The sequence below is a fragment of the Corynebacterium gerontici genome (assembly GCF_003813985.1).
Classification (GTDB): Bacteria; Actinomycetota; Actinomycetes; order Mycobacteriales; family Mycobacteriaceae; genus Corynebacterium; species Corynebacterium gerontici.
In genome coordinates, this window is record NZ_CP033897.1 from 2,235,394 (window position 1) to 2,255,484 (window position 20,091).

At 60.8% G+C, this 20,091-nt stretch carries 17 protein-coding genes and 1 pseudogene; 15 read left to right on the plus strand and 3 right to left on the minus strand.

Annotation, left to right across the window (positions count from 1 at the left end; genetic code table 11):
* The first annotated feature begins 72 nt into the window (after window positions 1–72).
* The 10 genes from CGERO_RS10515 (at window position 73) to CGERO_RS10560 (ending at window position 9,081) form a co-directional block, all read left to right on the plus strand.
* Entirely contained in the window at window positions 73–516 is a 444-nt protein-coding gene (locus tag CGERO_RS10515) for an SdpI family protein (protein WP_123935733.1), read from the plus strand.
* 188 nt (window positions 517–704) lie between these two features.
* Entirely contained in the window at window positions 705–2,225 is a 1,521-nt protein-coding gene (locus CGERO_RS10520) for an anthranilate synthase component 1 (protein ID WP_123935735.1), read from the plus strand.
* Entirely contained in the window at window positions 2,222–2,872 is a 651-nt protein-coding gene (locus tag CGERO_RS10525; protein WP_123935737.1) for an anthranilate synthase component II, read from the plus strand. Before CGERO_RS10520 ends, CGERO_RS10525 begins: the two co-directional genes overlap by 4 nt.
* Before the next feature lie 10 nt (window positions 2,873–2,882).
* Window positions 2,883–3,893: an anthranilate phosphoribosyltransferase gene (gene trpD / locus CGERO_RS10530; RefSeq protein ID WP_123935739.1), complete on the plus strand. Its 1,011-nt coding sequence runs from the start codon at window positions 2,883–2,885 to the stop codon at window positions 3,891–3,893.
* Window positions 3,883–5,298 carry a bifunctional indole-3-glycerol-phosphate synthase TrpC/phosphoribosylanthranilate isomerase TrpF gene (gene trpCF / locus CGERO_RS10535; protein ID WP_123935741.1) on the plus strand — a complete coding sequence of 472 codons (1,416 nt, stop codon included), beginning with the start codon at window positions 3,883–3,885 and terminating at the stop codon, window positions 5,296–5,298. Before trpD ends, trpCF begins: the two co-directional genes overlap by 11 nt.
* The gene (gene trpB, locus CGERO_RS10540) at window positions 5,291–6,523 is read left to right on the plus strand and encodes a tryptophan synthase subunit beta (RefSeq protein ID WP_123935743.1); all 1,233 of its coding nucleotides are present in this window, start codon (window positions 5,291–5,293) and stop codon (window positions 6,521–6,523) included. Before trpCF ends, trpB begins: the two co-directional genes overlap by 8 nt.
* Before the next feature lie 8 nt (window positions 6,524–6,531).
* Window positions 6,532–7,335, plus strand: a complete 804-nt coding sequence (gene trpA, locus CGERO_RS10545; protein WP_123935745.1) for a tryptophan synthase subunit alpha — start codon at window positions 6,532–6,534, stop codon at window positions 7,333–7,335.
* A gap of 79 nt (window positions 7,336–7,414) precedes the next feature.
* Window positions 7,415–7,792, plus strand: a complete 378-nt coding sequence (locus tag CGERO_RS10550) for a Rieske (2Fe-2S) protein (protein WP_123935747.1) — start codon at window positions 7,415–7,417, stop codon at window positions 7,790–7,792.
* A gap of 18 nt (window positions 7,793–7,810) precedes the next feature.
* On the plus strand, window positions 7,811–8,809 hold the full coding sequence (locus tag CGERO_RS10555; RefSeq protein WP_123935749.1) for a bile acid:sodium symporter family protein: 999 nt from the start codon (window positions 7,811–7,813) through the stop codon (window positions 8,807–8,809).
* Complete coding sequence (locus CGERO_RS10560) at window positions 8,785–9,081, plus strand: hypothetical protein (RefSeq protein WP_123935751.1); 297 nt, start codon at window positions 8,785–8,787, stop codon at window positions 9,079–9,081. Before CGERO_RS10555 ends, CGERO_RS10560 begins: the two co-directional genes overlap by 25 nt.
* On the opposite strand, the gene CGERO_RS10565 is transcribed toward CGERO_RS10560, so the two are convergent.
* On the minus strand, window positions 9,078–9,683 hold the full coding sequence (locus tag CGERO_RS10565) for a YqgE/AlgH family protein (protein ID WP_123935753.1): 606 nt from the start codon (window positions 9,681–9,683) through the stop codon (window positions 9,078–9,080). The two genes, CGERO_RS10560 and CGERO_RS10565, sit on opposite strands and share 4 nt — an antisense overlap.
* A 4-nt stretch (window positions 9,684–9,687) precedes the next feature.
* A complete protein-coding gene (locus CGERO_RS10570) occupies window positions 9,688–11,094 on the minus strand; it encodes a CCA tRNA nucleotidyltransferase (protein WP_377017622.1) in 1,407 nt (468 codons plus the stop codon).
* A gap of 399 nt (window positions 11,095–11,493) precedes the next feature.
* On the opposite strand from CGERO_RS10570, the pseudogene CGERO_RS10890 reads away from it, so the two are divergent.
* The 4 genes and pseudogenes from CGERO_RS10890 to CGERO_RS10590 form a co-directional block, all read left to right on the plus strand.
* Window positions 11,494–11,997 (plus strand): annotated as a pseudogene (locus CGERO_RS10890) (NUDIX hydrolase); the annotation flags it as partial.
* A complete protein-coding gene (locus CGERO_RS10580) occupies window positions 11,994–14,639 on the plus strand; it encodes a DUF6049 family protein (protein WP_123935759.1) in 2,646 nt (881 codons plus the stop codon). The pseudogene CGERO_RS10890 and the gene CGERO_RS10580, both read left to right, overlap by 4 nt.
* A gap of 68 nt (window positions 14,640–14,707) precedes the next feature.
* Window positions 14,708–17,995 carry a lipid II flippase MurJ gene (locus CGERO_RS10585; protein ID WP_123935761.1) on the plus strand — a complete coding sequence of 1,096 codons (3,288 nt, stop codon included), beginning with the start codon at window positions 14,708–14,710 and terminating at the stop codon, window positions 17,993–17,995.
* Window positions 17,996–18,289: 294 nt separating this feature from the next.
* A complete protein-coding gene (locus CGERO_RS10590; RefSeq protein ID WP_245998833.1) occupies window positions 18,290–18,859 on the plus strand; it encodes a sigma-70 family RNA polymerase sigma factor in 570 nt (189 codons plus the stop codon).
* Here the strand turns inward: CGERO_RS10590 and CGERO_RS10710 are convergent.
* Window positions 18,856–18,993, minus strand: a complete 138-nt coding sequence (locus CGERO_RS10710; RefSeq protein ID WP_164470310.1) for a hypothetical protein — start codon at window positions 18,991–18,993, stop codon at window positions 18,856–18,858. The two genes, CGERO_RS10590 and CGERO_RS10710, sit on opposite strands and share 4 nt — an antisense overlap.
* 151 nt (window positions 18,994–19,144) lie before the next feature.
* On the opposite strand from CGERO_RS10710, the gene trxB reads away from it, so the two are divergent.
* Complete coding sequence (gene trxB, locus CGERO_RS10595; RefSeq protein WP_123935765.1) at window positions 19,145–20,074, plus strand: thioredoxin-disulfide reductase; 930 nt, start codon at window positions 19,145–19,147, stop codon at window positions 20,072–20,074.
* Window positions 20,075–20,091 lie beyond the last annotated feature (17 nt).

Genomic DNA, 20,091 nt, shown 5'->3' on the forward strand with positions numbered 1-20,091 from the left:
CGCATCTCGGCTTTTCGACGCCGCGGCCCCATGTTTCACGTGAAACATTCGGGGGCGAGTAGCATTGCAGGCATGTTTTTCGTCGGAATTCTCCTCGCCATCATCGCCGTTCTCGCCATCGTGGTCGGTGTGCTCGGCTGGACCCGAAAGCTGCCCGGCAACTCCTTCATCGGCATTAAGGTGCCCGAAGTTCGCAAGTCTCGCCAGATGTGGGACGCCGCCCATCAAACTGCCGGCCCACTCTGGGTGATCGGCGGCGTAGCCTTCACCTTCGCAGCGATGCTCTGTTTCACCGACAACGCCTGGCTGTGGCTGACCGCCGCCGTCATGACACTCTTCGGTGTGGTGCTCGTGGCACTCGGCGCAAGCCTGGGTTCTCGTACCGTGGCAGTACTCGCCGCGCACGATGCTGAGGTTGAGGCGTCCAATGCTTCCTGCTGCAGTGCCGGGGGAGCAGAAGACGAGGCTCCCGCTGTGGACGTGGATGCTCTACGCCGAGCAGTGAAGGATCACTAATCTTGCGGTGCGAGCCAACACCCAGTAACCTAAGCACTCATGAATAGGCAACAGATTTCCTGGTGGCGCGCTTAAAGGCGAGCCACTCGTGTTGCATTACTTTTAAGGCTCGTCAGCTTTTCGCTACGGGCCTTTTTGCTACCCATAGGTCCAAGGCTTAAAGCGGAGCCGAACGGCGAAAGGGCACTATGGAATTCTTTATAGCGCGCACACCGGTGCGCTATCACAGTGACGCTGCGGCGCTCTTTGCCGCCCTCGGCGGCATCGAGTCATCCGATGCTGTTCTCCTGGAGTCTGCCGATATTGAATCCAAGAAGAAAACCAAGTGCGTAGCTGTGCTCAATGCCGCTCTTCGCGTGACATGCCAGGGCGCAGAGGTTCACGTGAAAGCCCTCGGCGACACGGGTGAAGCCATGCTTAAGCGCCTCGGTGCTGATCACGATGCCACCTTCCGCTTCGAGGCCTCCAAAGAACACGATGAGCGCGCCCGATTATTGGACCGCAGCCAGGTGGAGATCCTGCGCCAGTTACAGCTCGATGCCGGATATGAGGGTGAGATCCTGCCCTTCGTGGTTGGTGGTTTCGCCTTCGACTTCGTGGCTACGTTCGAGGATCTGCCGCAGGTGGAGGCTGGGCCCAACACGTTCCCCGACTATCAATTCCTCGTCGCCGAATCGATACTTACCATCGATCACCGCACCCAAGAAGCCGCCGTGGAGGCAGTCGCGCTGAGCCAGGATGCTGCCGAGGCAGCGGTAGATGCGTTGCGCGAAGCGGTGGAATCGGTGGAGTTGAGCGAGCATGAGCTGGGCAAGCCCGAGGGAAGCCTCGATGTGCGCACGAATATTTCCGACGCAGACTTCCGGGAGGCTGTAACCCAGCTCCAGGGCAATATTCGTCAAGGTGACATTTATCAGGTGGTGCCCGCAAGGCACTTTACCTGCGAGTGCCCGGACGCATACCGCGCCTACCGCCACCTGCGCGCCACAAATCCGAGCCCCTACATGTTCTACATGCGCAGCGCGTCGGATGCCGGCCCCTATGAGCTCTTTGGTGCTTCACCGGAATCGAACCTCACCCTCGAGATGCCTTCGCGGCGCGTGCAGCTTTACCCGATCGCAGGCACCCGGCCTCGCGGGCTCAACCCCGATGGCAGCGTGAATCACGAGCTCGATATCCGCGCGGAGCTGGACATGCGCACGGACGCCAAAGAAGTTGCCGAGCACTCCATGCTCGTCGATCTTGCCCGCAACGACCTCGCTCGCGTAGCGGTGCCCGCTACCCGAAAGGTCGCGGAGCTGCTGCAGGTGGACCGCTATTCCCGCGTTATGCACCTGATCAGCCGCATCGAGGCCGAGCTGCACCCGGACTTCGACGCACTGGATGCCTATCGGGCGTGCATGAACATGGGCACGCTCACCGGCGCACCAAAATTGCGCGCCATGGAGTTGCTGCGCGAGGTTGAAGGAGTGCGTCGTGGCTCATACGGCGGGGCAGTGGGGTACTTGCGCGGTGATGGTTCCATGGATACCTGCATCGTGATCCGCTCCGCCTTTGTTCAGCACGGCACGGCTGTGGTGCAGGCAGGTGCCGGGGTCGTGCGTGATTCGGTGCCCCAGTTGGAGGCGGATGAGACGCTGCATAAGGCCTATGCGGTACTCCATGCCATTGCCCTGGCTCAAAATAAGGAAGTAGAGGTGCACAAGTGAAGCCCGAAGATATTCACGTGGTGCTCTTAGATAACCGCGATTCTTTTGTGTACAACCTCGTCGATGCCTTCGCCGTGGCAGGCTATCGCTGCACGGTGTTCCGCAATCACATCGGGGTAGAGGAGATCCTCGCCGCCAACCCGGACCTCATCGTGCTCTCTCCAGGCCCGGGGCATCCGCTGGAGGCAGGTTGCATGATGGAGCTTATCCGCACCTGCTTTGAGCGCGGAGTGCCGATGCTCGGCATCTGCCTCGGTTTCCAGGCGCTGCTGGAGCACTTCGGTGGCAAGGTGCGCCCCTGCGGCCCGGTACACGGCACCATGGACCACATGAAACTCACTCAGGCGGGCCTTGGAAGCCCACTCTTTCAGGGCCTCGCCACCGACGCCGGGCCAGAAAATCACTTCAAGGGCTCCAGGGTGCCCATCGCCCGCTATCACTCGCTCGGCTGCACGGAAACCCCGGACGCCCTTGAACCGCTGGCGACCTGCGAGTCGGAGATCGGCCAGGTAGTCATGGCCGCACAGACACAAGGCGCCATCGGGCTGCAATTCCACCCGGAGTCAGTCCTTAGCCCAGCGGGACCGAAGATACTGGATCGTTGCATTGCGGCGTTGCTTGAGCCACGTGGAACGTCGAAAAGCTAGGAGAAGCACCATGTTAGAAGCATTAATCAAGTATCTGGATAACCCGAATCCCACGGTCGAAGAGGCGGTGGAGGTGTTTACCCCGCTCACCGTAGGCGAATACGACGACGTGCACATCGCAGCCCTTTTGGCCACGATCCGCACACGCGGGGAGACGGCGGCGGACATCACCGGCGCGGCGCGGGCATTCCTCAACGCAGCGCGGCCATTTCCGATTACCGGCGAAGGCATCCTCGACACCGCAGGCACCGGCGGCGACGGCGCAAACACCATCAACGTCACCACCGCAGCCTCATTGGTGGCGGCCGCCGGGGGCGTCAAGACTATCAAGTGTGGCAATCGCTCGGTGTCATCGAAGTCGGGATCGGCGGATGTGCTGGAAGCGCTCAATATCCCCCTCGACCTCGATCCCGAGCGCGCTGTTCGCCAATTCGAGGCCTCCAACTTCACCTTCCTCTTCGCACCCGCTTACCACCCCGCCATCGCGCATGTCATGCCGGTGCGCAAGGCGCTTAAGGTGCCCACGCTCTTCAATACGCTCGGTCCCATCCTTTCCCCGGCGCGCCCCGAATTCCAGATCATGGGCATCGCCAAAGCCGAACTCGGCCCCATCATCGCCGAGACCTTCCGCGAGCTCGGCCGCACACATGCCCTCGTTGTTCACGGCTCCGGCACCGACGAGATCGCGGTGCACGGCCCCACCCGCGTGTGGGAGCTTGTCGACGACCACGTGAGCGAATACCAGGTCACCCCCGCAGAGCTCGGCCTGTCCGAGCATTCCCTAGACGACCTTGCGGGCGGGGATGCCCAGGAGAATGCCCGCCTGATGCGCAAAACCTTCGCCGGGCGCGGGGCAGGTGCCCATCGCGACGCAGTTGCCGCGAATGCGGGGGCGATGTTCTTCGTGACTGGCGCAGCGGAATCCTTGCGCGCGGGCGTGTGCCGCGCCAAGGAACTGATTGATTCCGGCGCTGTGGAAGCGTGGCTGGCTGAGCACGAGGAGGCGAACTATGGCGGATAAGGCATTGCCCACCGTGCTTGAGGGCATCGTGACTGCCCGGCGCGGACACCTCGATGGGATTCGTCAGCGCATCTCCGGCGTGGGCGAACTTCAGCGTTCTGAACGTTCGCTGTTTGACTCGCTTGCTGCGCCTGAGGGTCCGCATTTCATCATGGAGTGCAAGGCTGCTTCGCCCTCGCTTGGTTTGATTCGCGCCGAATATCACCCCGGCGAGATTGCGCGGGTGTACTCGCGATATGCGGCGGGCATCAGCGTGCTCTGCGAGCCCGAGCGTTTCGGTGGCGACTATGACCACCTGGCAACGGTGGCGTCTTCCACGCATCTGCCGGTGCTGTGCAAGGACTTCATCATTGATCCGGTGCAGGTGCGCGCGGCGCGCTACTTCGGCGCGGATGCGATCCTGCTCATGCTGAGCGTGCTCGACGATACCGAATATCGAACACTGGCTGCCGAGGCCGATCGCTTGGGCATGGACGTCCTCACCGAGGTGATCGATGAGGAAGAGGTGGCCCGAGCCACGGCGCTTGGCGCGAAAATCTTTGGCATCAACCACCGCAATCTTCACGATCTCAGCATCGATCTCGGACGCTCGGCGCGCCTTGCAGCGCTGGTTCCCGATGGGGCAGTGGTGGTGTCCGAGTCGGGCATTCGCGAGCACCGGGTGGTGCGCGAACTCGCCGGGCACTCCAATGCGTATCTCGTGGGCTCACATCTGACGGGACAGCCGGACGTGGATCAGGCGGCGCGCTCGCTGGTCTATGGCGAAAACAAGGTCTGCGGCCTGCGCACTCCTTCTGCAGCCCAGGCTGCCCGCGCAGCCGGTGCCCTCTACGGCGGGCTCATCTTCGAGGAGGCGAGCCCGCGCAGTGTTTCACGTGAAACATCGGAAAAGATCATCGCCTCGGAACCGGGTCTACACTACGTGGCAGTCTCTCGCCGCACCAAGGGCTGGGGGGAGCTCGTCCAACCCGGCATCCACGCCGTGCAGATCCACGCGCCCTATCAAGGCTCAATCGAAGCCGAGCGCGAACTCATCGCGCGCGTGCGTTCAGAAGTCCACGGGGTACAGGTCTGGCGAGCCGTCTCCATGACCCACCAAGACGGCGTGAATGTGGCAAAGGCGTTGGACGTCGAAAAGCTTGTGCTCGATTCGGGCGAAGGCGGCACCGGCCAGCGCTTTGACTGGTCCCTGGTGCCCGCTGAGGTGCGCGAGCGTGCCCTGCTCGCGGGCGGCATCGGACCGGACAACCTGCACGAAGCCCTCGCAGTGGGCTGTGTGGGGCTCGACCTCAACTCAGGAGTCGAATACCACGATGCTGGCCCATACAATCATCACAAAGACGCCGGTGCTCTGCGCCAGGTATTCCACAACATTCGCACCGACGCGAGGAAAACACATGTCTAAAGAACAACCGACGCTCCTGCCAGCCTACTTTGGAGAATTTGGCGGACAATTCGTTCCCGAATCGCTCATTCCCGCCCTCGACCAACTCGAACGCGCCTTCGTGGAAGCCATGGAGTCCGAGGACTTCCGGGACGAACTGCGCGGCTACTTCCGCGATTATCTGGGGCGCCCCACACCGCTGACCGAATGCTCCAAGCTGCCGCTCACACGCAAGGAAGGCAAGAGCAAGGTTCGAATCTTCCTCAAACGTGAAGACCTCGTACACGGCGGCGCCCACAAAACCAATCAGGTCATCGGCCAGGCGCTGTTGGCCAAGCGCATGGGCAAGAAGCGGATCATCGCAGAAACCGGAGCAGGGCAGCACGGCACCGCCACCGCACTGGCATGCGCGCTGCTGGATCTTGACTGCGTGATCTACATGGGTGCCAAGGACGTCGCCCGCCAGCAGCCAAATGTGTACCGCATGGAACTCATGGGCGCCAAAGTGGTTCCCGTGGACTCCGGATCCGGCACCCTCAAAGACGCAGTGAATGAGGCGCTGCGCGATTGGACTGCGACCTTCCACGAGTCGCACTATCTTCTGGGCACCGCCGCGGGCCCGCACCCATTCCCAACCATCGTGCGCGAATTCCACCGCGTGATCTCCACCGAAGCTCGGGCGCAAATGATCGAGCGCACCGGCGGTCTGCCCGACGTGGTCGTGGCCTGCGTGGGCGGCGGCTCCAATGCCATCGGCATGTTTGCGGACTTCGTCGATGATGAATCCGTGGAACTCGTCGGCGCGGAACCCGGTGGCCATGGAGTGGACTCCGGTGAGCACGGTGCCACGATTAACGCAGGGCAGATCGGCATCCTGCACGGAACCCGCAGCTACCTCATGCGCAATGGCGATGGGCAAGTAGAAGAAAGCTACTCCATCTCCGCCGGATTGGATTACCCCGGTGTTGGCCCTCAGCACGCCTACCTCGCATCCACCGGGCGCGCGCAATACGTAGCGATCACCGATGCCGAGGCGCTGGAAGCTTTCCAATTGCTTTCACGTGAAGAGGGCATCATTCCTGCACTTGAATCCAGCCATGCGCTGGCTTATGCGCTCAAGCGCGCCACCACCGCAGACCGCGAAGGCAAGGAGCTCACCATCCTCGTGTCCTTATCCGGGCGCGGAGACAAAGACATCGACCACGTTCGCGCCACCTTGGACGCCCAACCCGAGCTTAAGCTCTAAGGATCATCATGACTCGCTATCAAGCACTCTTCGAACGCCTCGGAAAAGAAGGTGCGTTCGTGCCCTTCATCATGTTGGGGGATCCAACGCCGCAGGTGTCTCTAGCCATTATCCGCACCGCCATTCAAGCGGGCGCTGATGCCCTGGAGCTCGGCGTACCATTTTCTGATCCGGTTGCCGACGGGCCCACCATTCAGCGCTCACACCTGCGCGCGCTCGACACCGGAGCCACCGTGGATTCTTCCCTGGAACTCATTCGCCAGGTTCGCGCCGAGTTTTCCGATATCCCCATCGGTTTACTTATCTACGGCAATGTGCCCTTCACCCGTGGCCTCAAGCGCTTCTATCAGGAATTTGCGGACGCCGGAGCTGATTCCATCCTCATTCCTGACGTCCCCGTCCGCGAAGGCCAGCCCTTCATTCAGGCGGCTGAGGCAGCGGGAATCGATCCCATCTTCATTGCCCCTGCGCAAGCAAGCGAGCAAACCCTCGAGGGCGTGGCGGCACATTCGCGCGGATACATCTATGCAATTTCCCGCGACGGTGTGACGGGTACTGAGAAGGAATCGCAAACCACCGGCTTGCGCGAGGTAGTGGAGAACATCGAGCGATTTGGGGGCCCACCAATTTTGCTCGGCTTTGGTATTTCCACGCCGGCACATGTGCGCGATGCGATCCAGGCAGGGGCTCGGGGAGCCATCACCGGTTCTGCTATCACCGCGATTATCGAGCGCAACTTGGAAAACCAGGAGACGCTCCACCAGGAGTTATCGCAATTCATTAACGATATGAAGGCAGCTACTCGCACCTAGCGCAATTACGTCACGGTGACGCTTTCAACTTAGGGCCGGATCAGTTTTGCAGAAGGGGACATGCTGCCATACTCGGGGTATGACTTCTTTTCAATGCGACCGTCGCACATTCCTTATCGGTAGCGCCACCACCTTCGCCGGCGCCCTGCTCGTCGCCTGTGGCCGCAAAGATGCTCCCAAGGACCTGGCCGTGAGCGACGTTCCGGTGGGTAGCGCGGTGATCGTCGATAAGTACATCATCGCCCAGCCCAAGGACGGCGAATACAAGGCTTACTCCACCGTATGCCCGCACCAGGGCGCACCCATCACCATCGTGGAGGGCAGCCAGGTCAAATGCACCAAGCACGGCTCCGTCTTCGACATTTCCGACGGCCACGTGGTGAACGGCCCGGCACAACAACCGCTGCAGGAAGTGCCAGCCAAGGTGGAAGAGGGCAAGGTCCACGTCAGCGAATAGCTGCACTACACTTTTGGCATGCGCGCTGCTTTGTCAAAACTTGATCCACTCATTGTGCTCATCGTTTCCGCCGTGCTGCTTGCGCTGGTGTTTCCCATCAGCGGAACGGCCGCCTGGTGGTTCTCTCGAGCCACAGACATAGCCATTGCGCTGCTGTTCTTCCTGTATGGAGCGCGGCTTTCCACCACCGAGGCGCTCGAAGGCCTCAAACATTGGCGCCTTCACCTCACCATCCTCGCCTTCACTTTTGTGCTCTTCCCACTGCTCGGCATCGGCCTGCAACCGCTCGGCGCATGGCTCGGCAGTGGCATCGCCACGGGGCTGATGTACCTGTGCCTGGTGCCTTCCACGGTGCAGTCTTCGGTGGCATTCACCTCCATCGCCGGTGGCAATGTGGCGGGCGCAATCGTTAGCGCCTCACTTTCCAATCTCTTAGGCGTGTTCTTCACCCCCTTGCTGGTAATGGCGTTGATGACGCACGAGGGCTCCGTCCACGTGGATACCGGCGTGTTCTTGAAGATCGCCACGCAATTGCTCTTGCCCTTCGTGCTGGGGCAGTTGCTGCGTCCCCTGGTTGGCTCGGTTGCGGCTAATAAGGGAACGAAGATCGTCGATCGCGGTTCCATCACAATGGTGGTGTATTCGGCGTTTTCTCACGGCATGGTGGCCGGTGTGTGGGGCTCAATCGGCGCGCTGCAAATCGCTTTCCTGGTGGTTCTTTCCATCGTGATTGTGGCGGCGATGCTGTGGTTGACCAAATTCGTGGCGCAAGTCTTGGGCTTCAACCGGGCGGATCAGATCGCCATCCAATTCTGCGGCACCAAGAAGTCCTTGGCCTCTGGTCTGCCCATGGCCGCAGTCATTTTTGGCGGAGCTCAGCTATCCTTATTGATTCTGCCGCTCATGATTTTCCATCAAGTTCAATTGCTCATGTGCTCCTGGTTAGCGCAGCGCATACGGTCGCGAGAGGCGAGCAATGAAGGAGAAATGCAATGCTTTACATCAAAACAACCCTGACAGTTCCAGGCGTAGGTTCCAGCGTCCACATTGCCGAACTGGAACCCCTCAACACCCAGGTGTGCAAGATGCACAGGATGATCGAGATGGATCCTTCGGGAACCATCAGAGGAGTAGCGCAAGCGGGAACGGTGAAGGGCGCCGCCACTATGCCCCTGCAGGAGGTGCCTCACCCAGACACCTATGAGCAATTCGAGGACATCGAAGCGGAGCACATCGACGCCAAACGCTTCGAGGCCCTCTGGATCGAGGCTCACACCACGCTGCGCTAATTGTCACCAATATCTTCTGGATAGGTGGCAAAGAGCGGCAGCGGCATTGGTTGCCTGCGCAGCACATTGACCCACAGATCCTCATTGCCGGGGGTGAGCACGTCGGAGGGCAGCGCGGGGGTGACGTACCATTCGCCGGCCGCGATCTCCTCTTCAAGCTCACCGGGACCCCAGAAGTGCAGGCCCTGGAAGATCCGGACGCCTTCGAGCATGTGCGCAACACTGCCGGGATCCTCACTCATGGCGATGCGCACGATGCGATTGGCCACGCGCAGCATGTCCGGGTGATCGTCCATGGGCACGCCCTTAGCCAGCACTCCCAACGCGGATACGGCCCGTTGTTCGTGCATACCGCCAATGAAGACGGCCGGTGGCTTCGCTGCAATCTCGGCCCAGGCGGGCAGGACGTTGAACACTGCAACGTCGGAGCGCTGATTGAGTACCACCGCCATCGAGTGCGTGTCTGAGTGCTCAAGGAGCAAGAGGATACTGCGTGGAAACACGCCTCCCATACCATCGATGGGGTCGGATACCAGCAGCATCCCGGGTTCCGGTTCGGATTGTTCCAGTGCCTGATAGAGGCGGTCGCCAAACAGATCCATCCCACTAACCTTTCTGTGCAGCCCACCAAAGCTGCAGCGCTTCAATGGCTTCTTCGCGTTCCATCGGCCCGCGTTCGAGCCTCAGCTCCTTGAGGTACTTCCACGCGCGGCCAACCTCAGGCCCCGGCGGCAACCCAAGCAGCTCCATGATTTCGTTTCCGTCCAGGTCAGGACGCACTTTCGCCAGATCTTCCTTGGCGGCAATGTCCGCGATTCGCTGGCTAAAGAGATCAAAAAGTCGCTGTAATCGCTGAGCTTTTCGACGATTCCTCGTGGTCACATCCGCACGCACCAGCTTATTAAGCTGTGGCAGCAGGTGCCCGGCATCGCTGACGTAGCGTCGAACAGCAGAATCGGTCCAAGCATTTTCACTGAAGCCGTGGAAGCGCATGTGGAGGAAGACTAACTGGCCCACGTCTTTGGTCATTTGCTTGGAGTACTTCAACGCCCTCATACGACGCCGAACGAGGCGCGCGCCCACCACTTCATGTTGGTGAAAGCTCACGCGCCCGTCTTCATGAAATTCGCGCGTATCGGGCTTGCCAATATCGTGGGTAAGCGCGGCCCATCGCAGCACCAGGTCCGGCTCGTCTTCCAGGTCCACTGCCTGGCGCAACACCTTCAGCGAGTGTTCGTACACGTCCTTGTGCTGGCGGTGCTCGTCTTGGGTGAGCTGCAGGGCGGGGATTTCGGGATAAATGTACTCCGCCAGGCCAGAATCTACCATGGCGCGGATGCCCTCCCAGGGGGCTCTGCCGAGCATGAGCTTGTCCAGCTCCATTTGCACGCGCTCAACGGAGATCCGCTCAATCTGCCCGGCCATCGCCTTCATCGCCTCACTCACCCGCGGGGCGAGCTCAAATTCGAGCTGCGAGACAAAGCGGGCGGCACGCAACATGCGCAGGGGATCGTCATGGAAACTTTGCTCAGGCGTGGCTGGGGTATCGAGGATGCGTGCCGCTAAATCCTGCAGGCCACCAAGCGGGTCGTGGAAGATCGGCTCCGTCTGGCCAAGCTCGAGCGCCATGGCATTGACGCGGAAATCGCGGCGCACCAGATCGCCCTCGAGGGTATCGCCGTATTGCACCTCGGGGTTGCGGGATTGGCCATCGTAACTATCGGAGCGGAAGGTGGTGATTTCCACCTGCATTCCCTCAATCTCCGCAGACACCGTCCCGAAGGCAAGTCCAGTGTCCCACACCACCGGGGTGAGGCTTTCGAGGATTTCCAGCACCACGTTCGGGCGCGCATCGGTGGTGAAATCCAGATCATGGCTCAGACGGCCAAGGAGCGCATCGCGAACTGATCCACCCACTAAGTACACCTTGTGCTGCCGTGCGGCGAAGGCGTGTTGGAGCGCGCTCAGCAGGGAATCAAACTGAGACAGCTCCTGTTTTGCTGCGATGAGCATTGCGGCAAGTGAGGTTGTGGAGTCGCTTTCCTGCTCGGGTGGGTTCGTCATTAGCACAATTCTACATTCTTCCTGCGCCCCGGCTGATACCGTTTCTGCCTTCAAGCGGTTACGATCAGCGAGATGGAAGAAAACGAGAGCGGCTCTGGCGGTTCCTCGCAGCCATCGGGCAACTCCCGTCGACGTCGTCGCCGGGGCGGTCGTTCGAAGCAGCGCGGTTCCCAGGCCCAGCAGCAACGCGGCCAGGCAGAAGAGGATGCTGGCGGCGCGCCTCGTCGTGCCCGATCGCGGGGCAACCGCCGGGGGAATCAGAAGCGCAATGCTCGCAACCCCCGTTCGCAGCGCCCGCAATCTTCGAGGAACGCGCATAATCGTCGGCGTGGGGCGTCGGCAAGCTCAATGCCAACCCGCGATGAAACCTCGGCGGGCGGTCTGTTGGTGTCCGGTTTGGCGGAGGCCGTGGATGCGCAGGGCAACGTGGCCCTTTCCAAGATTTATGTGGCACTGATTGGCAGGCTTGATCGACGCGGCCGCATTTTGTGGTCCATGCCCAAGGGTCACGTGGAGCCGGGCGAGGACAAAGCCGCCACCGCCGAGCGCGAGGTTTGGGAGGAAACCGGCGTGCATGGGGAGGTGTTCGCGGAGCTCGGAGTGATCGATTATTGGTTCGTTTCCGAAGGCGTGCGCATTCACAAAACTGTGCATCATCATCTGCTGCGCTTTGTCGACGGCGACCTGAACGATGAAGATCCCGAGGTCACCGAGGTTGCCTGGATCCCGGCAAATAAGCTCACCGAACATTTCGCCTACGCTGATGAGCGCAAACTGGCGCGCGTCGCCTATAACCTGCTGCCTGATCTTGCACGCGCCGAACGCGCCGAGGGGAGGGGCACGCCACGTTGAACCTGCGCATCACCAGCGCCGGTGTCGCCCTTGGGGTGCTCATCGGCTCACTCAACACGCCTCTTGCCGCCATGGGGGAGGGGCTGCCGGTTTCGCCGAATTCGGAATCTACAAAGCAGCGCTGGATCAACCCGAATGTGCGCGAAGTAGACGCCGAAGGCCCCGTGCGCATTGAGCTGTTGCAGGTGCCAACCTCCATCAAGGTGGGTGAGGCGCTCAAGCTGCGGGTGAAAGTGAGCAATAACGGCGACGAGGCGATTGAGAAGAACGCTCTGAATATCGTGGTGCGCCACGCGGACGCCGAGGACAACCTGGCGCAAACGCGCACGGTGCTGGCGGGGGATGCCTCCGTGTTTCCCTATAGTGCGCAGCCTCAAACGGTTGAGCAATCCATTGCGCCAAAGCAAAGCGTGGAGATTGATCTGGAGGTTCCAACTGCCAAGGGCCAACCCGGCGGCTTGGCTATCGACACCGCCGGTGAGTATCCAATCCTGGTGGGGCTACAAGATGCCAGCAAGGCGTGGCTGAGCACGCAACGCTTTTTAAGTGCCTTTCACGCGCAGGGTCAGCTCGCATCCGAAGATTCGGAAGATGATCCGCCCGAGCTTTCCGCCATCGTGCCGCTGAGCATGCCTATAGACGCCGTTGGTGGCGAAACAGGCGAGGCTCCGGAGCCGAGCCAGTTGCTGTTGCAGTCCGAGAATCTTGCGGACGCCCTCGCCGATGACGGGCAGATGCAGGAGCTGCTGAAGAGCTTCGATGCGTTTTCCGCTGCCTATCCCGAGGCCGCCCAAGCGACGTGCCTGGGAATTGATCCCGAATTATTACGCACCGTCCAACGCATGTCACGGGGATATATGGTGGCAAGCAAGCGCCCGAGCGTGGTGAGCCAAAAGCAGCGCTTGCGAGATTCCTGGGGTGATAACCGCAATGCAGTAAAGATGGAGCCTGGCCAGGGCCAGCAGGCAGCCAGCGATTGGCTTGGGCATCTGCGGGCAGTAGCGCAGGAGACATGCACTCTGGCGCTGCCCTGGGCCAATGCTGAACTCAATGCCGTGCAAGCAACTAATAATGAGTGGCTGATGCGCGAGGCGTTGCAGCGCGGGCAATTGACCCTCGAAAGAATACTGGGAACGAAGCCGCTCAATAACGTTGTAGTTCCCGGCTCGGGATATATCGCTCCGCCAACTACACAGAGCCTGGGATGGGCCGATGAGGCCTCGATTCCACGCTCCGATCAATTCGATCCGCTGGGGCAGGCGTGGTTCCAGGAGGGGCAAGACCCCAATGTTTCACGTGAAACATCGCCATCCTCCGATGGTTCGAGATCCTCACTCGAAGAGGATCGCGCGCTCAAGGCAGCAACTCCGGCGCCCATTCCAGCGCAGCCCGTGCGCGCCCTGGTGGCGGACAATACCGTCTGGGGCGTGGCCAAGGAGGGCACCACTGCGCGCCTCGCGCAGGGCATCTTCGCCAAAACATATCCCGGTTCCCTCACCGCCATGCTTGGCGACGCCACCGACGCCCCACCAACCTACGGATACGGCAATTACGACACCCGCTTCGATGCGCGAAGCGATTCTCTGCCCGCGCGTATAGCAACCGCCAGCGCGGCCATTGAACTGGAAACGCATCACAGCGACGGCCCGCTCATGCTCATGCTGCCCACGCAGCCTTCCGATCCCAAGACCTTGCTCAACACGATGGGGGAGCTGCTGGAACGGGGCGAAGCAAAGCCGCAAACGGTGGAGGCATATCTGCGCACATCCGGGGACACGATCAATGCGCTGAACTCCATGCCGAGCGCGCAGGAGGGAATCCCATTCGGCGCGCCCTTCGACGACCCCACCGTATTCTCCGACACGGAGATCAATCGTGCACGCCAGCAGGCGGACTACATCGATGACTTCACCCATCTCATGGTTCCGGATCCTGCAGTGGCCATTGGCCCCTATAGCTTTACCGCGCCGCTGCGGCGCGAAGTGCTCCGCGCACTCAGCGTCAACGGCAGACAATCCATCGCAACCTTCGATGCCACCGTGGATCGCGAAACAAAGCTCCTCGACCAAAACCGCGACACGCTCACAGAGCTGCGCTCATCCGTGACGCTCTTGCCGCCCGGCAACGTGTACACGCGCTGGTCGGATTCCTCGCCGCTGTTGATCGCCGCGCGCAACGGTCTGCCTCTGCCGGTGGATGCCCGGATTCGTTACGCAGCACCACCTGGGGCGAGCATCGACGTCGATGATCGCCTTCTCATCCCCGCCAAGGGCTCCATCACCGCCCAAATGACAGCCAATTTGCCCACCGACGCGGGACGCACAGACATTGACCTCTGGCTCGCCACCCCATCGGGCGCCGCGATTTCTAAGCCCGTCACCATCGGCGTACAGACGCGCTCAGGACTGCTCGGTGCCAAGACCTCCACTGTGACCGTCATGGCGCTGCTGCTTGTCCTCATCGGCATCGGGGTACTCAGAAAGCGCAAGGCGCGCCGTAGCAGCCACCCGAAGCGCACAACCCGGCCGCCGAGGCCGCCGCATACCTACGCCCAAGGCGCGATGCAGCAGGGCCAGCGACAGCAGCGAGTGCAGACTCGTCGCGTGCAGCGCAGGCCAAGGAGAGACGAAGAGGCACCCTAATGCTTCATCGATTCGCCCCATTGCTGCACACTCATGCACCAAGCCCCTCATAGCTCAAGGATGAACTCGTGAATCGTTCAGATGCCCAAGGGTTACGCCATCGCATCGTCGATCCCTCAGCACCGGCACCGGTGCCAGAAATCCCCGAAACCTCAGCGCCAAGCACAGCGCAAGTGGATCGCTCCCGGCTCTCCAGCCCCGCCTACCGGGCCGCCCGGGTACGCAACGTACCCGCCCCTTCCGCGGAGGGCGACCAGGACGCCCGAGCCGCCGAACATGCAGTGGCGCAGGAAACTGCTGAGCCCTCCAAGCGCACATCCGATGCAGACGTGGTGCGCGCCGGTGGCTCCATGGCGATCGCCACGCTCATTTCACGCATCACGGGCTTTCTGCGCAATGTCCTCATTGCCACCACCTTGGGTGGCGCGATCGCCTCGGCGTTCAACATCGCCAACACCCTGCCCAACCTCATTACCGAGATCGTGCTCGGCGCGGTGCTCACCTCACTGGTGGTTCCGGTGCTCGTGCGCGCGGAAAAAGAGGATCCGGATCGCGGCGAGGCCTTCATTCGACGCCTATTCACGCTCGCGTCCTCGGTGCTCATCCTGGTGACCCTCCTGGCGGTGATCGGCGCCCCGTGGATCACCAACCTCATGCTGGACGAAAACAGCAAGGTGAACGTGGTTCAGACCACCAGCTTTGCCTATCTTTTGCTCCCGCAGATTTTCTTCTACGGCATCTTTGCGCTGCTCATGGCGGTGCTGAACACCAAGGGCATTTTTAAGCCCGGCGCCTGGGCTCCGGTGGCAAACAACGTCATCACCATTGCCGTGCTGATGCTCTACATGTTCTTGCCGGGCAAACTCGACCCGGCTGCGCAAAGCCCGGTGACGGATCCTCATGTGCTACTGCTTGGCTTGGGCACCACCTTGGGCGTGGTGGTGCAGGCATTGATCATGGTGCGCCCTATCCTTCGTTCCGGGGTCTCGCTCAAGCCTTTGTGGGGCATTGATGATCGCCTGAAGCAGTTCGGTGGCATGGCCGTAGCGATTATCGCCTACGTCGCAATTTCTCAGTTCGGCTTCGTGATCACCACGCGCATTGCTGCGGCTGCGGATAAAGCCGCACCGAATATCTACCAGCAGCACTGGCTGTTGTTGCAGGTGCCGTATGGCATCATCGGCGTCACCTTGCTCACGGCGATCATGCCGCGTCTTTCGCGCAATGCGGCCGATGGCGACGATAAGGCTGTGGTGAAGGACTTGGTGTTGGGCTCGAAGCTCACGTTCTTGGCGCTCATTCCCATCGTGGTGTTCTTCACCGCCTTCGGCGAGCAGATTGGCCGTGGCCTGTTTGCTTATCGTGAATTCGACGCCGAACTCGCCTCCATTCTTGGTTGGACGTTGAGCTTCTCCGCGTTCACGCTGTTGCCTTATGCCTTGGTGTTGTTGCACCTTCGCGTGTTCTACGCGCGTGAGGAGGCGTGGACTCCCACGTTGATCATCGCTGGTATCACCACCACAAAGATCGTGCTTTCCTATCTCGCCCCCGTCTTGGCCAGCGATCCCTCCAAGGTGGTCATCCTGCTCGGTGCCGCGAATGGTTTTGGCTTTGTTGCTGGCGCGATCATCGGTTCCACCTTGCTGCGTCGAAAGCTTGGTTCTTTAGGCACTCCGGCGGTGGTGCGCACTAGTGCCTGGGCTTTGGCGGCCTCCCTGGTGGCGGCGGCCGCGTCCCTCGGCCTTGACTATCTGATCACCCACGCACATTTCCTGGATCCCCTGGGCAGCTTTGGCGTGGTGATTGAGCTTGCCGTCGTCGGCGTCTTCTTCCTTGCTCTTACTGGCCTGGTGCTGTCTCGTTCTGGTCTGCCAGAGGTGGTGGCACTCGGCGGTTCGCTGCAGCGCATTCCTGGTCTCAACAAGGTGATCAAGGTGCCCTCGAAGGAGCTTGTCGACGCCCCCGCGCCCCCGTCCATGACGCCAGAATTGCTGGCTTTGGACGACACTTTCAACGCCACGCCAGTACCGCCGCCGATGTCTGCCGGTGTGGTTCGTGGCCCCAGGTTGGTGCCCGGCGCGCGCGTTTCCGATGGGCGTTTCCGGCTCTTGGCCGAGCACGGTGCTGTGAGCCAGGCGCGCTTCTGGCAGGCGCGCGAGGTAGCGACCGAACGCGAGGTGGCGCTGGTGTTCGTTGATACTTCCGGTACCGCCCCGCAGGCACCGCTGACGCCCGCGGCTGCCGCTGGAGCTGCTGCTGAGGTTTCGCGGCGCACCAATGCATTGGCGAAACTGCGCCACCCGGCGATTGCCGAAAACATTGAGGTCTTGGCCTACCGCAATGGCTGCCTTGTGGTGGCTGATTGGGTAGACGGCACCACCTTGGCTGCGGTGGCCGAAGATGGCGCGGATCCGTTCGCCGCCGCCTATGCCTTGGAGCTGCTCGGTGACGCCACCGAGGCGGCGCACACTCGAGCCCACACGCCACTGGGGCTTGATAATCGCTCGCGCATCCGCATCAGCACTGACGGCGTGGCGGTTCTGGCATTCCCGGCGGTGCTGCCTGACGCCAGTTTTGAACGGGATCAGTCCAGTTTGCGCGCAGCACTTGGAACCCTGGTGGACACCGAGCAGGCTCCTTCTGTAGTTCGCGCCTTGCTGCAGGTCCCTGCAGCAGAACTCCCCGGTGCCCTGCGGGCACTGCCGGATGCCGCGGAGGAAAGCCCCGATCAGCTCCAGGTGGAGGCCGATCGCAGCCCGCGCCCGAGCAATGAACCCGGCTTCGGTGCCAAGGGGCTTACCCCAACCGGCCGCACGATTGTTGCACTCGCCGTGGTCGCATTCGTGACCATGATTGCGCTTGGCACCGCGTACCTCACCGCCACCTTTGGCAATAAGGACGAGAAGGCGCCGATCGACCCGAACTCCATTAGCAAGGATCACTTAGAGCAGGCCATCCCGATTCTGGCGAAGGCTGAGTCGGCAACGAGCTGGACCCAATTCTTAGGCCAGCAGGATGATCTACCGGTACTCGTCGATAATGACGCCACCACCACCTGGATCGCTGAAGGCGATTCGCGCGGCGTACTGCTGCAATTCTCAGAGGAGATCGAGCCCACTAAGGCGATCGTGAACATTGATGGATCGGCGCAAGTGCGGGTGCTCAACATTGATCCGGCTACTGATGTCACGCTGCAAGATGCCCGGGAAATCGGCAGTGGGGAAGTGGCCAATGGCAGCGGCAGCGTCAAGCTGCTCGAAAGCCCCAGCACCAAGGCGGTGCTCATCTGGTTCGAAAGCGTTCCGCCGGGCGCGCCAGTAGAAGTCAAAGACGTGCAGATGGTCACCAAACCGTAGGTGAGCGCCGGCGTGTGCGTCGAAAAGCTTGTGCCCTTCGGGGCACTTTCTTTTTGCCCCCGTTCGTGGGAAATTACAGCATTGCTATTCAGGGGGTAGCGCGGTTCGGTGATGGGTGTTGTTGCAGGAAAAACGCCGCTTTTAGCCACTCACAATGCATTTGGCATGGGCTCTGGTAGGACGGTGCATGCGTGAACTTCATAATCGTCTGCACCGAAGCAAAAAGCCCACAACCAGGGGTGAAGTGCCGAGGATCAAGACACACACCGCACTAGAACTCAGGGGAAGTTGTACGTGCACACCGTCAGCCAAACAGCACCAAGCGACCACGCGCTCGTGCAGGATTTCAGAAAAGGCAGTGGGGACGCCTTCGAAGAAATCCTCAAACGACACCACAAGCGGCTATGGTTCCTGGTCAAACGCTATGTCCACAACCACTTCGACGCCGAGGAAGTACTCCAAGAGGCATTGCTCAAAGCCAGCATCAAAATGGACACCTATCGCGGCGACGCCAGTCTCCACACTTGGCTTCACCGCCTGGTGGCGAACACCGCCTACGATTACATTCACCGCAACAAAGAAATGCCCACCATCCCGCTGGACACGCAGATGGTTCACACTCACCCCACCGGCTGGATCATGCAGGATCCCTGCCACCAATTCACCACCACCGCCTCCGTGCGAGAGGCAGTCGAAAGCCTGCCCGAGGATCAACGCAGAGCTATATACCTGGTGGATTTTGCCGGGGTTGAGATAGCCGTGGCCGCCGCAATCGAAGGAGTGCAGGTTGGCACCATTAAATCGCGCCGCGCACGAGCACGAGCTTCGCTGAAGGAAAGCCTGGGTGCGGACATGTGCGCCTAAGTCTTTTCATTTTCAGGGACTCGACCACCTTGGAGATCAATCAGAATGTCGAGTCGGAGGATGATGCGCTCAAGCTGCCTGGTCATGGTGAAAAGAAATGAAAAGAGTGCAACTGCAAAGATGAGCCATAGCATGAGGTGATCCTTACCTAAGAGGAAATAAAAGCTGCATTAGGGTGTTGTGGCTATTGAGACCAAAGCATAGCTATTGAGTAGCACCTATAGCGTTTGTCGCTAGACTTACTGCCCAGCGATAGTACTGACTTCAAGCTGAAAGGCTCCCAACATGTCCGATGCCCCTATCCACGATGTAGCAATTATTGGCTCCGGCCCCGCAGGCTATACCGCCGCCCTTTATGCGGCACGCGCGGAACTGAAACCAATTGTGTTCGAGGGCATCGAATATGGTGGCTCGCTGATGACCACCACCGAGGTGGAGAACTTCCCCGGATTCAAAGACGGCATCATGGGCCCAGAGCTCATGGAGGAGATGCGCTCCCAGGCGGAACGCTTCGGCGCTGATCTGCGCATGGAGCTGGTGACCCGCGTGGAACTCGAAGGCGAGATTAAAAAGATTTGGGTAGACGATGAGCTGTTCCAGGCACGCGCCGTCATCCTGGCAACGGGTTCCGCGCCCCGCTACTTGGGTGTTGAGGGCGAGCAGCGCCTGCTCGGTCGCGGCGTTTCTGCCTGCGCCACCTGCGATGGCTTCTTCTTCCGCGATCACGACATTGCCGTGATCGGCGGCGGAGATTCGGCAATGGAGGAGGCCACTTTCCTGACCAAGTTTGCCAAGTCCGTCACCATCGTGCACCGCCGCGAGGAGTTCCGCGCCTCGGCGATCATGCTGGAACGCGCGAAAGAAAACAACAAGATCCGCTTTGCCACCAACAAGCAGGTTGCTGGCGTGTTGGGCGAAAACACCGTGGAAGGCCTGGAACTGAAGGACACGGTCACCGGCGAAGCCTCCACCTTGGATGTCACTGCCATGTTCGTCGCCATCGGCCATGATCCTCGCTCGGAAATGTTCCGAGAGCAGGTCAACTGCGATGAAAACGGTTATGTGCTGGTAGAACATCCCTCCACCCGCACCAATATCCCAGGTGTCTTTGCTGTTGGCGACCTGGTAGATGCCACCTATCAGCAGGCCATCACCGCAGCCGGTGCCGGTTGTCGCGGCGCAATCGATGCGGAACACTACCTCGCTGCGCGCTAGACTCACCCCAACACAAC

Coding starts and splice junctions, on each gene's coding strand:
- CGERO_RS10515 (WP_123935733.1), top strand. CDS start 73: ATGTTTTTCGTCGGAATTCTCCTCGCCATCATCGCCGTTCTCGCCATC.
- CGERO_RS10520 (WP_123935735.1), top strand. CDS start 705: ATGGAATTCTTTATAGCGCGCACACCGGTGCGCTATCACAGTGACGCT.
- trpD (WP_123935739.1), top strand. CDS start 2,883: ATGTTAGAAGCATTAATCAAGTATCTGGATAACCCGAATCCCACGGTC.
- trpCF (WP_123935741.1), top strand. CDS start 3,883: ATGGCGGATAAGGCATTGCCCACCGTGCTTGAGGGCATCGTGACTGCC.
- trpB (WP_123935743.1), top strand. CDS start 5,291: ATGTCTAAAGAACAACCGACGCTCCTGCCAGCCTACTTTGGAGAATTT.
- trpA (WP_123935745.1), top strand. CDS start 6,532: ATGACTCGCTATCAAGCACTCTTCGAACGCCTCGGAAAAGAAGGTGCG.
- CGERO_RS10550 (WP_123935747.1), top strand. CDS start 7,415: ATGACTTCTTTTCAATGCGACCGTCGCACATTCCTTATCGGTAGCGCC.
- CGERO_RS10555 (WP_123935749.1), top strand. CDS start 7,811: ATGCGCGCTGCTTTGTCAAAACTTGATCCACTCATTGTGCTCATCGTT.
- CGERO_RS10560 (WP_123935751.1), top strand. CDS start 8,785: ATGCTTTACATCAAAACAACCCTGACAGTTCCAGGCGTAGGTTCCAGC.
- CGERO_RS10565 (WP_123935753.1), bottom strand. CDS start 9,683: ATGGATCTGTTTGGCGACCGCCTCTATCAGGCACTGGAACAATCCGAA.
- CGERO_RS10570 (WP_377017622.1), bottom strand. CDS start 11,094: ATGCTCATCGCAGCAAAACAGGAGCTGTCTCAGTTTGATTCCCTGCTG.
- CGERO_RS10710 (WP_164470310.1), bottom strand. CDS start 18,993: ATGCTATGGCTCATCTTTGCAGTTGCACTCTTTTCATTTCTTTTCACC.
- trxB (WP_123935765.1), top strand. CDS start 19,145: ATGTCCGATGCCCCTATCCACGATGTAGCAATTATTGGCTCCGGCCCC.